The organism is Streptococcus sp. 2154 (genome assembly GCF_013277255.1).
In the GTDB taxonomy this organism is placed as follows: Bacteria; Bacillota; Bacilli; order Lactobacillales; family Streptococcaceae; genus Streptococcus; species Streptococcus pseudopneumoniae.
Map to the genome: position 1 here is coordinate 1 of NZ_VMMK01000065.1, position 15,864 is coordinate 15,864.

General features: G+C 41.0%; 9 protein-coding genes and 3 pseudogenes. 10 read left to right on the top strand and 2 right to left on the bottom strand.

The window, feature by feature from the left end; translation table 11 throughout:
* From HT693_RS10295 to HT693_RS10320, 6 genes are all read left to right on the top strand, one after another.
* The coding region (locus HT693_RS10295; RefSeq protein ID WP_172925155.1) for an IS30 family transposase at positions 1-494 on the top strand (494 nt) is incomplete at its 5' end.
* A 50-nt stretch (positions 495-544) separates the two neighbouring features.
* Positions 545-1,495, top strand: a complete 951-nt coding sequence (gene rsmH, locus HT693_RS10300) for a 16S rRNA (cytosine(1402)-N(4))-methyltransferase RsmH (protein WP_172925156.1) — start codon at positions 545-547, stop codon at positions 1,493-1,495.
* 11 nt (positions 1,496-1,506) lie between these two features.
* Positions 1,507-1,824, top strand: coding sequence for a cell division protein FtsL (gene ftsL, locus HT693_RS10305; RefSeq protein WP_000840840.1), 318 nt, complete (start codon positions 1,507-1,509; stop codon positions 1,822-1,824).
* Between the two features lie 3 nt (positions 1,825-1,827).
* Entirely contained in the window at positions 1,828-4,080 is a 2,253-nt protein-coding gene (gene pbp2X / locus HT693_RS10310) for a penicillin-binding protein 2X (RefSeq protein ID WP_172925157.1), read from the top strand.
* Between the two features lies 1 nt (position 4,081).
* Entirely contained in the window at positions 4,082-5,062 is a 981-nt protein-coding gene (gene mraY, locus HT693_RS10315) for a phospho-N-acetylmuramoyl-pentapeptide-transferase (protein WP_100127901.1), read from the top strand.
* Positions 5,063-5,400: 338 nt separating this feature from the next.
* Complete coding sequence (locus HT693_RS10320) at positions 5,401-7,506, top strand: ATP-dependent Clp protease ATP-binding subunit (protein WP_138701904.1); 2,106 nt, start codon at positions 5,401-5,403, stop codon at positions 7,504-7,506.
* A 295-nt stretch (positions 7,507-7,801) separates the two neighbouring features.
* Here HT693_RS10320 and HT693_RS10325 read toward each other — a convergent pair whose 3' ends face one another.
* Both HT693_RS10325 and HT693_RS10330 read right to left on the bottom strand, forming a co-directional pair.
* On the bottom strand, positions 7,802-8,284 hold the full coding sequence (locus HT693_RS10325; protein WP_000032561.1) for an S-ribosylhomocysteine lyase: 483 nt from the start codon (positions 8,282-8,284) through the stop codon (positions 7,802-7,804).
* Between the two features lie 94 nt (positions 8,285-8,378).
* Positions 8,379-9,863, bottom strand: a pseudogene (locus tag HT693_RS10330) (DUF1846 domain-containing protein).
* A 152-nt stretch (positions 9,864-10,015) separates the two neighbouring features.
* On the opposite strand from HT693_RS10330, the gene HT693_RS10335 reads away from it, so the two are divergent.
* The 4 genes and pseudogenes from HT693_RS10335 to HT693_RS10355 all read left to right on the top strand — a co-directional run.
* Positions 10,016-11,623: an alpha-glucosidase gene (locus tag HT693_RS10335; protein ID WP_054393158.1), complete on the top strand. Its 1,608-nt coding sequence runs from the start codon at positions 10,016-10,018 to the stop codon at positions 11,621-11,623.
* Between the two features lie 195 nt (positions 11,624-11,818).
* Positions 11,819-13,775 (top strand): annotated as a pseudogene (locus HT693_RS10345) (peptide ABC transporter substrate-binding protein).
* Between the two features lie 308 nt (positions 13,776-14,083).
* Positions 14,084-15,184 carry a UDP-galactopyranose mutase gene (gene glf / locus HT693_RS10350; protein WP_100104644.1) on the top strand — a complete coding sequence of 367 codons (1,101 nt, stop codon included), beginning with the start codon at positions 14,084-14,086 and terminating at the stop codon, positions 15,182-15,184.
* Positions 15,185-15,268: 84 nt separating this feature from the next.
* Positions 15,269-15,864, top strand: a pseudogene (locus HT693_RS10355) (winged helix-turn-helix domain-containing protein); the annotation flags it as partial.

Below are 15,864 nucleotides of genomic sequence, written 5' to 3' on the forward strand. Positions count from 1 at the left end.
AGCGTCCTGAAGCTATCAATCTGCGATTGGAGAATGGGCATTATGAGATTGATACGGTTCTGCTTACAAGAGTGAAAAATTATTGTTTACTGGTCTTAACTGATCGAAGGACTAGGCATCAAATTATCCGATTGATTCCAAATAAAAGTGCTGAGGCGGTCAATCAGGCTTTAAAACTCATCTTAAAACAAGACAAGATTCTGTCCATCACGGCAGATAATGGTACAGAATTTAACCGCTTGTCTGATGTATTTTCTGAGGAACATATCTATTATGCGCACCCCTATGCCTCTTGGGAAAGGGGAACTAATGAGAATCACAACAGGCTCATTCGGAGATGGTTACCTAAGGGAACTAAGAAAACGACTCCCAAAGAAGTCGCATTCATCGAAAATTGGATTAATAACTATCCTAAAAAATGCTTGAACTACAAATCACCCAGAGAAGACTTCTTCATGGCTAACTTGAACTTGAAATTTGGCCTCCTTGTCTGATTTGTCTGACTAGTGCAAGCTGGTCGGATTTGTGGTAAAATAGATAAGATATGACAAAAGAATTTCATCATGTAACGGTCTTACTCCATGAAACGATTGATATGCTTGACGTAAAGCCCGACGGTATCTACGTTGATGCGACTTTGGGTGGAGCAGGCCATAGCGAGTATTTATTAAGTAAATTAAGTGAAAAAGGCCATCTCTATGCCTTTGACCAGGATCAGAATGCCATTGACAATGCGCAAAAACGCTTGGCACCTTACATTGAGAAGGGAATGGTGACCTTTATCAAGGATAACTTCCGTCATTTACAGGCACGTTTGCGCGAAGCTGGTGTTCAGGAAATTGATGGAATTTGTTATGACTTGGGAGTGTCTAGTCCTCAATTGGACCAGCGTGAGCGTGGTTTTTCTTATAAAAAGGATGCGCCACTGGACATGCGGATGAATCAGGATGCTAGTCTGACAGCCTATGAAGTGGTTAATCATTATGACTATCATGATTTGGTTCGTATTTTCTTCAAATACGGTGAGGATAAATTCTCTAAACAGATTGCGCGTAAGATTGAGCAAGCGCGTGAAGTGAAGCCGATTGAGACAACGACTGAGTTAGCAGAGATTATCAAGTTGGTCAAACCTGCCAAGGAACTCAAGAAGAAGGGGCATCCTGCTAAGCAGATTTTCCAGGCTATTCGAATTGAAGTCAATGATGAACTGGGAGCGGCAGATGAGTCCATCCAGCAGTCTATGGATATGTTGACTCTGGATGGTAGAATTTCAGTGATTACCTTTCATTCCTTGGAAGACCGCTTGACCAAGCAATTGTTTAAGGAAGCTTCAACAGTTGAAGTTCCAAAAGGTTTGCCTTTCATCCCAGATGATCTCAAGCCCAAGATGGAATTGGTATCCCGTAAGCCAATCTTGCCAAGTGCAGAAGAATTAGAAGCCAATAACCGCTCGCACTCAGCCAAGTTGCGCGTGGCCAGAAAAATTCACAAGTAAGAGGAAAAATGATGGCAGAAAGAATGGAAAAAACAGGTCAAATACTACAGATGCAACTTAAACGGTTTTCGCGTGTGGAAAAAGCTTTTTACTTTTCCATTGCTGTAACCACTCTTATTGTAGCCATTAGTATTATTTTTATGCAGACCAAGCTCTTGCAAGTGCAGAATGATTTGACAAAAATCAATGCGCAGATAGAAGAAAAGAAGACCGAATTGGACGATGCCAAGCAAGAGGTCAATGAACTATTACGTGCAGAACGTTTGAAAGAGATTGCCAATTCACACGATTTGCAATTAAACAATGAAAATATTCGAATAGCGGAGTAAGATATGAAGTGGACAAAAAGAGTAATCCGTTATGCGACGAAAAATCGGAAATCGCCGGCTGAAAACAGACGCAGAGTTGGAAAAAGTCTGAGTTTATTATCTGTCTTTGTTTTTGCCGTTTTTTTAGTCAATTTTGCGGTCATTATTGGGACGGGCACTCGCTTTGGAACAGATTTAGCGAAGGAAGCTAAGAAGGTTCATCAAACCACCCGTACAGTTCCTGCCAAACGTGGGACTATTTATGACCGAAATGGAGTCCCGATTGCTGAGGATGCGACATCTTATAATGTCTATGCGGTTATTGATGAGAACTATAAGTCAGCAACGGGTAAGATTCTTTACGTAGAAAAAACACAATTTAACAAGGTTGCAGAGGTCTTTCATAAGTATCTGGACATGGAAGAATCCTATGTAAGAGAGCAACTCTCGCAACCTAATCTCAAGCAAGTTTCCTTTGGTTCGAAGGGCAATGGGATTACCTATGCCAATATGATGTCTATCAAAAAAGAGTTGGAAACTGCAGAGGTCAAGGGGATTGATTTTACAACCAGTCCCAATCGTAGTTACCCAAACGGACAATTTGCTTCTAGTTTTATCGGATTAGCTCAGCTCCATGAAAATGAAGATGGAAGCAAGAGCTTGCTGGGAACCTCTGGAATGGAGAGTTCCTTGAACAGTATTCTTGCAGGGACAGACGGCATTATTACCTATGAAAAGGATCGTCTGGGTAATATTGTACCTGGAACAGAACAAGTTTCCCAACAAACGGTAGATGGCAAGGATGTTTATACAACCATTTCCAGCCCTCTCCAGTCCTTTATGGAAACCCAGATGGATGCTTTTCAAGAGAAGGTAAAAGGAAAGTACATGACAGCGACTTTGGTCAGTGCTAAAACAGGGGAAATTCTGGCAACAACGCAACGACCAACCTTTGATGCCGATACTAAGGAAGGAATCACTAAGGACTTTGTCTGGCGTGATATCCTTTACCAAAGTAACTATGAGCCAGGTTCCACTATGAAAGTGATGATGTTGGCTGCTGCTATTGATAATAATACCTTTCCAGGAGGAGAAGTCTTTAATAGTAGTGAGTTAAAAATTGCAGATGCCACGATTCGAGATTGGGACGTTAATGAAGGATTGACTGGTGGCAGAATGATGACTTTTTCTCAAGGTTTTGCACACTCAAGTAACGTTGGGATGACCCTCCTTGAGCAAAAGATGGGAGATGCTACCTGGCTTGATTATCTTAATCGTTTTAAATTTGGTGTTCCGACCCGTTTCGGTTTGACGGATGAGTATGCTGGTCAGCTTCCTGCGGATAATATTGTCAACATTGCGCAAAGCTCATTTGGACAAGGGATTTCAGTGACCCAGACGCAAATGATTCGTGCCTTTACAGCCATTGCTAATGACGGTGTCATGCTGGAACCTAAATTTATTAGTGCCATTTATGATCCAAATGATCAAACTGCTCGGAAATCTCAAAAAGAAATTGTGGGAAATCCTGTTTCTAAAGATGCAGCTAGTCTAACTCGGACTAACATGGTTTTGGTAGGGACGGATGCGGTTTATGGAACCATGTATAACCACAGCACAGGCAAGCCAACTGTAACTGTTCCTGGGCAAAATGTAGCCCTCAAGTCTGGTACGGCTCAGATTGCTGACGAGAAAAATGGTGGTTATCTAGTTGGGTTAACCAACTATATTTTCTCGGCTGTATCGATGAATCCGGCTGAAAATCCTGATTTTATCTTGTATGTGACGGTCCAACAACCTGAACATTATTCAGGTATCCAGTTGGGAGAATTTGCCAATCCTATCTTGGAGCGGGCTTCAGCTATGAAAGACTCTCTCAATCTTCAAACAACAGCTAAAGCTTTGGAGCAAGTAAGTCAACAAAGTCCTTATCATATGCCTAGTGTCAAGGATATTTCACCTGGTGATTTAGCAGAAGAATTGCGTCGCAATCTTGTACAACCTATTGTTGTGGGAACAGGAACGAAGATTAAAAACAGTTCTGCTGAAGAAGGGAAGAATCTTGCCCCAAATCAGCAAGTCCTAATCTTATCTGATAAAGCAGAGGAAGTTCCAGACATGTATGGTTGGACAAAGGAGACTGCTGAGACCCTTGCTAAGTGGCTCAATATAGAACTTGCATTTGAAGGTTCGGGCTCTACTGTGCAGAAGCAAGATGTTCGAGCTAACACAGCTATCAAGGATATTAAAAAAATTACATTAACTTTAGGAGACTAATATGTTTATTTCCATCAGTGCTGGAATTGTGACATTTTTACTAACTGTAGTAGGAATTCCGGCCTTTATCCAATTTTATAGAAAGGCGCAAATTACAGGCCAGCAGATGCATGAGGATGTCAAACAGCATCAGGCAAAAGCTGGGACTCCTACAATGGGAGGTTTGGTTTTCTTAATTACTTCTGTTTTGCTTGCTTTCTTTTTCGCCCTATTTAGTAGCCAATTCAGCAATAATGTGGGAATGATTTTGTTCATCTTGGTCTTGTATGGCTTGGTCGGATTTTTAGATGACTTTCTCAAGGTCTTTCGTAAAATCAATGAGGGGCTTAATCCCAAGCAAAAATTAGCTCTTCAGCTTCTAGGTGGAGTTATCTTCTATCTTTTCTATGAGCGTGGAGGCGATATGCTTTCAGTCTTTGGTTACCAAGTGCATCTGGGGATTTTCTATATTTTCTTCGCCCTTTTCTGGCTAGTCGGTTTTTCAAATGCAGTCAACTTGACAGACGGTATTGACGGTCTAGCTAGTATTTCCGTTGTGATTAGCTTGTCTGCCTATGGAGTTATTGCCTATGTGCAAGGTCAGATGGACATCCTTCTAGTGATTCTTGCTATGATTGGTGGTTTGCTTGGTTTCTTCGTTTTTAACCATAAGCCTGCTAAAGTCTTTATGGGAGATGTGGGAAGTTTGGCTCTCGGTGGAATGCTGGCAGCTATTTCTATGGCTCTCCACCAAGAATGGACTCTCTTGATTATCGGAATTGTTTATGTTTTTGAAACAACCTCAGTCATGATGCAAGTCGGCTATTTCAAACTGACAGGTGGCAAACGTATTTTCCGTATGACGCCTGTACATCACCATTTTGAGCTTGGGGGATTGTCTGGTAAAGGAAATCCTTGGAGCGAGTGGAAGGTTGACTTCTTCTTTTGGGGAGTGGGACTTCTAGCAAGTCTTTTGACCCTAGCAATTTTGTATTTGGTATAAGAATAGCACCCTGATGTTTCAGGGTGTTTTTGCTTTTTAAAAAATATTGGTCAATTAAAGTCAAAACTCTTGACCTTTTCTGACCAATGTAGTATATTATGAACGTAAGGTAAATGAAAGCCTTACTAGAACACTTATTTAAAGTAAAATAGAAAGAGGTGGGTCTATGTTTCATCTAGAAATCTTCAGAAGTAAAGATAGTCTACTCCTGCTTGAAAAAGAAAAACCAGAAATAGTACGTAGGGTAGCGATCTAGCTAGTCTAAATTTTTTAAAACAATGGTCAAAGATAGTCAATATCAGTAATCATAACTTTGTAAACAAAAAGAGGTAAAGAATATGAATAACAACTTTAATAATTTTAATAACATGGATGATTTATTTAACCAATTGATGGGTGGTATGCGAGGATACAGTTCTGAAAATCGCCGTTACTTAATTAATGGGCGCGAAGTCACACCTGAGGAATTTGCTCACTATCGTACGACTGGTCAATTACCAGGAAATGCAGAAACTGATGTGCAAATGTCACAACAGGCATCAGGTATGAAACAAGACGGTGTCCTTGCAAAACTAGGTCGAAACTTGACAGCAGAAGCGCGTGAGGGCAAGTTGGATCCTGTTATCGGACGAAACAAGGAAATTCAAGAAACATCTGAAATCCTCTCACGCCGCACCAAGAACAATCCTGTTTTGGTCGGAGATGCAGGTGTTGGTAAGACAGCAGTTGTCGAAGGTCTAGCGCAAGCCATTGTGAACGGAGATGTTCCTGCTGCTATCAAGAACAAGGAAATTATTTCTATTGATATCTCAGGTCTTGAGGCTGGTACTCAATACCGTGGTAGCTTTGAAGAAAATGTCCAAAACTTAGTCAATGAAGTGAAAGAAGCAGGGAATATTATCCTCTTCTTTGATGAAATTCACCAAATTCTTGGTGTTGGTAGCACTGGTGGAGACAGTGGTTCTAAAGGACTTGCGGATATTCTCAAGCCAGCTCTCTCTCGTGGAGAATTGACAGTGATTGGGGCAACAACTCAAGACGAATACCGTAACACCATCTTGAAGAATGCTGCTCTTGCTCGTCGTTTCAACGAAGTGAAGGTCAATGCTCCTTCAGCAGAGAATACTTTTAAAATTCTTCAAGGCATTCGTGATCTCTATCAACAACACCACAATGTCATCTTGCCAGACGAAGTCTTGAAAGCAGCGGTGGATTATTCTGTTCAATACATTCCTCAACGTAGCTTGCCAGATAAGGCTATTGACCTTGTCGATGTAACGGCTGCTCACTTGGCGGCTCAACATCCAGTAACAGATGTGCATGCTGTTGAACGAGAAATCGAAACGGAAAAAGACAAGCAAGAAAAAGCAGTTGAAGCAGAAGATTTTGAAGCAGCTCTAAACTATAAAACACGCATTGCAGAATTGGAAAAGAAAATCGAAAACCACACAGAAGATATGAAAGTGACTGCAAGTGTCAATGATGTGGCTGAATCTGTGGAACGAATGACAGGTATCCCAGTATCGCAAATGGGAGCTTCAGATATCGAACGTTTGAAAGATATGGCCCATCGCTTGCAAGACAAGGTGATTGGTCAAGATAAGGCCGTAGAAGCTGTAGCTCGTGCTATCCGTCGTAACCGTGCTGGTTTTGATGAAGGAAATCGCCCAATCGGCAGCTTCCTCTTTGTAGGGTCTACTGGGGTTGGTAAGACGGAGCTTGCTAAGCAATTGGCACTCGATATGTTTGGAACCCAGGATGCGATTATCCGTTTGGATATGTCTGAATACAGTGACCGTACAGCTGTTTCTAAGCTAATTGGTACAACAGCAGGCTATGTGGGTTATGATGACAATAGCAATACCTTAACAGAACGTGTTCGTCGCAATCCATACTCTATCATTCTCTTGGATGAAATTGAAAAGGCTGACCCTCAAGTTATTACCCTTCTCCTCCAAGTTCTAGATGATGGTCGTTTGACAGATGGTCAAGGAAATACAGTAAGCTTCAAGAACACTGTCATTATTGCGACCTCAAATGCTGGATTTGGCTATGAAGCCAACTTGACAGAAGATGCGAATAAACCAGAATTGATGGACCGTTTGAACCCCTTCTTCCGTCCAGAATTCCTCAACCGCTTTAATGCAGTCATCGAGTTCTCACACTTGACTAAGGAAGACCTTTCTAAGATTGTAGATTTGATGTTGGCTGAAGTTAACCAAACCTTGGCTAAGAAAGACATTGACTTGGTAGTCAGTCAAGCGGCTAAAGATTATATCACAGAAGAAGGTTACGACGAAGTCATGGGGGTTCGTCCTCTCCGTCGCGTGGTTGAACAAGAAATTCGTGATAAGGTGACAGACTTCCACTTAGATCATTTAGATGCTAAACATCTGGAAGCAGATATGGAAGATGGCGTTTTGGTTATTCGTGAGAAAGCCTAAGATAGAATTTTGAGGATAAAAAAGAAGGAGCCAGCTGAAAAAAACTGGTTCCTTTTGAGGTACGACGGGCATGTCGTGTAGTAGAGGTGTACTATTCTAGTTTCAGTCTACTATAGTAGCTCAGAAGTCGGTACTTAAACGTGCTATATCAAAACCAGTCCTGGAAAAACGTGGACTGGTTTCGTGTTTGGATTATTACCTTGAACGACATGCGTTAAAAGTTAGTTGAACCGCCGTATGCCGAACGGCACGTGCGGTGGTGTGAGAGGGGCTAGAGATTATCCCCTACTCGATTTTAAATCACATGACGTTCAAAGGCATCATCTGAAATCCCTTGTTCCAAGATGAGTTTTGCCCATTCTTTAGCAGAGAAGAGGCTGTGGTCCTTGTAGTTTCCGCAAGATTCGATGGTTGTCCCTGGGACATCTTCCCAAGTAGTAGTTTCAGCGATTTCCTTGAGCGAATCCTTGATAACAGCTGCGATTTTAGCACTGGCGTGACGTCCCCACATAATCATGTGGAAGCCTGTGCGGCAACCAAATGGTGAACAGTCAATCATGCCGTCAATGCGGGTACGGATGAGTTTGGCTAAGAGGTGCTCGATAGTGTGAAGGCCGGCAGTAGGGATCGAGTCTTCATTGGGTTGCACTAAACGAATATCATAATTGGAGATGACATCTCCCTTTGGCCCTGTTTCTTCCCCAATCAAGCGAACATAGGGTGCTTTGACAATGGTGTGGTCAAGTTCAAAACTTTCGACAATAACTTCTTTTGACATGGTAAATCCTTTCAGTTTTCTTCTCTCATTATATCATAAAGGTTGCTCCTGAGACAGAGAGAAAACCTCTCCGAGGCTGGAGAGGTTGAAATCTTTACTTACGATATAAGCGGTCGTATTGGTAGTATGGGTCAAAGGTTACGTTGATACCCAGTTTACGAAGGACATTCTTGTCTTCATCAGTCAAGATGATGGTTGAGTGGGCTTCGCTTCCTTTGAGGTTGCCGAGTTCTTCCATAGCGCGGGCAGCATCAGGATTTTCTGTAGCTGTGATAGCAAGTGCAATCAGGATTTCATTTGAATGAAGGCGTGGATTGTGGCTACCGAGATGATCGATTTTAAGACCTTGGATTGGCTTAACAACTTCAGGCTCGATTAGTTTTACTTATTTAGCGATGTCAGCTGATTTTTTGATGGCGTTGATCAAGGCAGCGGCTGTAGGGCCAAAGAGTTCTGAGTTCTTACCAGTGACGATTTCCCCATTTGGCAATTCAAAGGCTAGGGCTGGTCCACCAGTTTCTTCTGCTTTTTGGCGCGCAACGACAGCAACCTTACGGTCTGCAGGTGTGATACCGAGGTCGTTCATGAGCAACTCAATTTTCTTGACGGCAGCTTCGCCAACTTTTTCAGCTTTGAAGTCAAGAACTGTTTGATAGTAACGGCGGATGATTTCTTGTTTAGAAGCTTCGACAGCAGCCTCGTCATCTGTAATAGCGAAACCAACCATGTTGACACCCATATCTGTCGGTGAAGCGTATGGTGATTTTCCGAGAATACGTTCCAACATGCGCTTGAGCACTGGGAAGATTTCGATATCACGGTTGTAGTTGACAGTGGTTTCTCCATAGGTTTGAAGATGGAAGGGGTCAATCATGTTGACATCATCAAGGTCAGCTGTGGCAGCTTCATAAGCCAAGTTAACTGGGTGATGAAGGGGAAGATTCCAAACAGGGAAGGTTTCAAATTTAGCGTAGCCAGACTTGATGCCATTGATTTGGTCGTGGTACATATTGGACATACACGTTGCCAATTTTCCAGAACCGGGTCCAGGAGCGGTTACGACAATCAAGTTGCGACTGGTTTTGATGTAGTCGTTTTTGCCCATGCCTTCTGGGGAAATGATGTGATCCATATCCGTCGGATATCCTTTGATTGGATAATGAAGATAAGAATCAATTCCGTTTTTCTCAAGTTGGTTGCGGAAGGCATCTGCAGCGGGTTGGCCAGCGTATTGTGTAATGACAACGGAGCCGACAAAAATCCCTAATTCATTGAATTTGTCAATCAAACGAAGAACTTCTTGGTCATAAGAAATGCCTAAGTCGCCACGTGCTTTGGAATGTTCAATGTTGCTAGCATTAATGGCAATCACAACCTCAACCTGCTCTTTCAATTCTTGCAAGAGCTTGATTTTGTTGTCAGGTTCATAACCAGGAAGGACACGAGCAGCGTGGAAATCTTCTAACATTTTACCGCCAAATTCTAAGTAGAGTTTGCCGTCAAATTGGTTAATGCGTTCCAAAATATGGTCGCGTTGTAAATTCAAATATCGTTCAGAACTAAAAGCTTGTTTTTTCATTTTTTTACCTCTGACCTCTATTATAATAAAAAATTGGAAGTTAGGAAACTATGGAGTTAAAAAAGGAATCAAAAAGATTAGGCGAAGGCTTGCACAAAAATTCAAAAAGCGCTATCATAGATTGTAGATTATTAAAATAATGAGGTAAGAAGATGCAAGAAAAATGGTGGCACAATGCCGTAGTCTATCAAGTTTATCCAAAGAGTTTCATGGACAGCAACGGAGATGGAATTGGCGATTTGCCAGGAATTACCAGTAAGTTAGACTATCTAGCCAAGCTAGGGATTACAGCGATTTGGCTTTCTCCCGTTTATGACAGTCCTATGGATGATAATGGATATGATATTGCTGATTATCAAGCGATTGCAGCTATTTTCGGAACTATGGAGGACATGGACCAACTGATTGCGGAAGCTAAGAAGCGTGATATTCGTATCATCATGGACTTGGTGGTCAATCATACCTCGGATGAACATGCTTGGTTTGTAGAGGCCTGTGAAAATCCTAATAGCCCTGAGCGAGACTACTATATCTGGCGCGATGAACCCAATGACCTAGATTCTATCTTTAGTGGGTCTGCTTGGGAATACGATGAAAAGTCAGGTCAATACTATCTCCACTTTTTCAGTAAGAAACAGCCTGATCTCAACTGGGAGAATGAAAAACTTCGCCAGAAAATTTATGAGATGATGAACTTCTGGATTGATAAAGGTATTGGTGGTTTCCGGATGGATGTTATTGATATGATTGGGAAAATTCCTGACGAGAAAGTAGTCAATAATGGTCCTATGCTTCACCCCTATCTCAAGGAAATGAATCAGGCCACCTTTGGAGCTAAGAATCTCTTGACAGTAGGGGAAACCTGGGGAGCAACGCCAGAGATTGCCAAGCTCTACTCTGACCCAAAGGGGCAAGAATTGTCTATGGTCTTCCATTTTGAACATATCGGTCTTCAGTATCAGGAAGGTCAGCCTAAATGGCACTATCAAAAAGAGCTGAATATCGCTAAGTTAAAAGAAATCTTCAACAAATGGCAGACAGAGTTAGGAGTTGAGGACGGCTGGAATTCCCTCTTCTGGAACAACCATGACCTCCCTCGTATTGTCTCAATCTGGGGAAATGACCAAGAATACCGCGAAAAATCTGCCAAAGCCTTTGCAATCTTGCTTCATATTATGAGAGGAACTCCTTATATCTACCAAGGTGAGGAGATTGGGATGACCAACTATCCCTTTGAAACGCTGGATCAAGTAGAAGATATTGAATCCCTTAACTATGCACGTGAGGCTCTTGAAAAAGGCGTTCCGATGCAAGAAATTATGGACAGTATCCGTGTAATTGGACGTGACAATGCCCGTACCCCAATGCAATGGGATGAGAGCCAAAACGCTGGTTTCTCAACAGGTCAACCTTGGTTGGCAGTTAATCCAAACTACGAAGAAATCAACGTTCAAGAAGCGCTGGCAAATCCAGATTCTATTTTCTATACCTATCAGAAGTTGGTTCAAATTCGTAAGGAAAACAGTTGGCTGATTCGAGCTGACTTTGAATTGCTTGACACGGCTGACAAGGTCTTTGCCTATATCCGTAAAGATGGCGACCGTCGTTTCCTAGTTGTGGCTAACTTGTCCAATGAAGAGCAAGACTTGGCAGTAGAAGGAAACGTCAAATCGGTCTTGATTGAAAACACCCTAGCTCAAGAAGTCTTTGAAAAACAAATCTTAGCTCCATGGGATGCTTTCTGTGTGGAATTACTATAAATATTTTTTACAGAAAAATTTAAAATTAAAATCGCATAAAAACAAGGGAAGACTGTATGAAAAGGCAGAAATCCTTTGTTTTTTATAACCAAGGTTTATAAACTTTCATTCTCGAAATTCAATTAACTTTACAAATTTCCACTATTTTGGTAAAACAAACCTATGTTACAAAAACTAACATAAAGTAGAAGGGAGATGAATACAAAAAAGAGTGTCCTTAGTGCAGGCCTGACTTTTGCATTTGCCTTGCTTTTAGCTGCTTGCGGACAATCAGGTTCAGATACAAAAACTTACTCATCAACCTTTAGTGGAAATCCAACTGCATTTAACTACTTGTTAGACTACTACGCTGATAATACAGCCATCATTACCAACCTAGTTGATGGTCTGCTTGAAAATGACAATTACGGAAATCTAGTTCCGTCTTTAGCAGAGGACTGGTCTGTTTCAAGCGGCGGTCTGACTTATACTTACAAATTGAGAAAAGTGCCAAATGGTTCACGGCTGACGGTGAAGAGTACGCCCCAGTTAAGGCACAAGATTTTGTGACAGGTATCAAGTACGCAGTGGATAATAAATCACAGGCCATTGACTTGATTCAAAACTCGATTAAGGGCTTGACTGATTATATTACAGGAGCGGATTCTGACTTTTCTAAGGTTGGGGTGAAGGCCATTGACGACCAGACTGTTGAGTATACTTTGTCACGGCCAGAACCTTACTGGAACTCAAAAACAACCAACAGTATTCTTTTCCCAGTAAACGAAGAGTTTTTAAACTCAAAAGGGAAAGATTTTGGTACCCTATCTCCAGATAGTATTCTCTACAGCGGACCTTATTTGTTAAAAGATTTCACATCAAAATCATCAATCGAGTATGTGAAAAATCCGCATTACTATGATCATGACAAAGTATCAATTGAACATGTGAAATTGGCCTATTTTGATGGTTCAGACCAAGAATTGACCATCCGTAACTTTGAAAGTGGAGCTTATTCTATCGCTGGGGTTTATCCAAATAGTTCTAACTTGGCTAAGACCAAGGAAAAATATAAGGATAATATCGTCTATAGCTTGCAGGACAAGACTTCTTGGTATTTCAATTTCAACGTTAACCGTAAGGCCTACAATCACACTGCTAAAACGACAGATGAGCAGAAGAAGTCAACTGAGACAGCTGTTTTGAACAAGAACTTCCGCCAAGCGGTGAACTTTGCCTTGGACCGCACAGCCTATTCTGCTCAGTCAAATGGGGAAGAAGCAGCTAGCAAGACCCTTCGGAACACCCTAGTGCCTCCTACATTTGTCCAAGTTGGAGACAAGACCTTTGGAGAAGTAGTTGCTTCTAAATTGGTCAACTATGGAACAGAGTGGGCAGGTATAAACTTAGCAGATTCTCAGGATGCCTATTTTAACAAAGAAAAGGCTCAAGCAAAATTTGCGGAAGCTAAAAAAGAATTGGCAAGTCAAGGTGTGACTTTCCCTATTCACTTGGATGTGGCTGTTGATCAGACAAGTAAAAATGCTGTGACAGGCATGAACTCAGTTAAGCAGACCCTTGAGTCAGTTTTGGGTGCTGATAACATTGTCATCGACGTTCAGCAACTTTCAACAGATGATTTTAATAACGTAGCCTTCTTAGCGCCAACAGCAGCTGATCGTGACTATGATTTGAACTTTGATGGTTGGGTGGGTGATTATCAGGATCCATCAACTTATCTCAATCCTTTCAATGCAGAGGATGGCTTCTATCTCAAGATTTTTGGACTAGATGCTCAAGAAGATAAAGCTAAGATTGCTAGCTTGGGGCTTGATACTTACACCAAGATGCTCAAAGATGCAGATCGTGAAAATAAAGATGTAGCCAAACGCTATGAGAAATATGCTGAAGCACAGGCTTGGATGATTGATAATTCTCTGATTATGTCAGCTATGTAAAGTGGTGGAACAGCATCTGTAACCAAAGTAACGCCATTTACAAGAGGCTATTCATTGGCTGGTATTAAGGGTGATGGCAATAACTACAAGTACATGAAACTGCAAAAGACACTGTGACGACTAAACAGTTTGAAGAAGCTAAGACCAAATGGGATCAAGAAAGCAAAAAAGCAATCGAAAAAGCCCAAAAAGAAGCAGAAAAACATGTTAAATAGTTAGAAATAGCCCTTTCAAGGAAAATCATAAAGACAAACATCAGTTTTGGTGCTTGTCTTTTTAAATCACTCGGCTATTGAAAACTGAGAAATGATTTGTTTTGTGCTAAAATAGATTGAAACGAATACTCAATAAAAATCAAATAGTAACTGAGAAGTTAGCTCAAAACACTGTTTTGANNCGAAGTCAGTAACATATATATACGGCAAGGCGATGTTGACGTGGTTTGAAGAGATTTTCGAAGAGTATAAGATTCTCTCTTTTGCTATAGTTAAGGAGATGAGAGGTAAATGATAAGGGAGAGACTATGTACGACTATCTAATCGTTGGTGCTGGTTTGTCGGGAGCAATTTTTGCTTATGAAGCAACCAAGCGTGGAAAAAAAGTAAAAGTTATTGATAAACGTGACCACATTGGTGGAAATATCTACTGTGAGAATGTAGAAGGGGTTAATGTTCATAAATATGGTGCCCATATCTTTCATACTTCTAGTAAAAAAGTTTGGGATTATGTGAATCAATTTGCTGAGTTTAACAATTATATCAACTCGCCTCTAGCTAATTACAAGGGTAGCCTTTATAATCTACCTTTCAATATGAATACTTTCTATGCTATATGGGGGACAAAAACTCCTCAAGAGGTCAAAGATAAGATTGCTGAGCAAACGGCTCATATGAAGGACGTTGAACCGAAAAACTTGGAAGAGCAGGCTATCAAGTTGATCGGTCCAGATATTTATGAAAAATTGATTAAAGGATATACTGAAAAGCAATGGGGACGTTCTGCTACTGACCTTCCACCGTTTATTATTAAACGTCTACCAGTTCGTTTGACTTTTGATAATAACTACTTCAATGACCGTTACCAGGGTATTCCAATTGGTGGTTACAACGTTATCATTGAAAATATGCTCAAGGATGTGGAAGTAGAACTTGGTCTTGACTTTTTTGCCAATCGTCAAGAATTAGAAGCTTCTGCTGAAAAAGTTGTCTTTACAGGGATGATTGACCAATACTTTGATTATAAACATGGTGAGTTAGAATACCGTAGTCTTCGTTTTGAGCATGAAGTTTTTGATGAAGAAAACTATCAAGGAAATGCTGTTGTCAACTATACAGAACGAGAAATTCCTTATACTCGCATTATTGAGCATAAACATTTTGAGTACGGAGCACAAGCTAAAACGGTCATTACTCGTGAATACCCAGCAGATTGGAAAGGTGGAGATGAGCCTTATTATCCAATCAATGACGAGAGAAACAATGCCCTATTTGCTAACTATCAAGAAGAAGCAGCACAGAATGATAAGGTCATTTTCTGTGGACGTTTGGCTGATTATAAATACTACGACATGCATGTAGTCATTGAACGGGCCTTGGAAGTGGTCGAGGAAGAGTTGGGACAATAATGCAAGGATTCCGTTATTTTAGAATCTTTGCTACTTAAGATTTTTATACTAAACTAAAATCAAAAAGCATTATATAATAGTAATATGAAATCAACTAAAGAAGAAATCCAAGCTATCAAAACACTTTTAAGAGACTCTCGTACAGCTAAATATCATAAACGCCTTCAAATCGTTCTATTTCGTCTGATGGGCAAATCTTATAAAGAGATTATAGAGCTTTTAGACTGTAATCAAACAACGATTTGGCGAAACGTAAAAAAATATGAGGAGTTCGGACTCGACTCTCTCCTTCAAGAAACACGTGGTGGTCGTAACCATGCATATATGACAGTTGAGGAAGAGAAAGCCTTTCTTGCCCGTCATTTGAAGGCTGCAGAGGCAGGAGAATTTGTTACAATTGATGCCTTATTTCAGGCTTATAAAAAGGAGTTAGGTCGTTCCTACACACGTGATGCCTTCTATCAACTGTTGAAGCGCCATGGTTGGCGAAATATTATGCCACGTCCAGAACATCCCAAGAAAGCAGACTCTCAAACCATTGTCGCGTCTAAAAATAAAATTTCAATTCAAGAAGACAAGAAAGCGCTTTAAAACCAGTAGGCATTTTCGTAAGGTTTGCTTGATGTACCAAGATGAGGCTGGTTTCGGTAGAATCAGTAAACTGGGATCTTGTTGGGCTC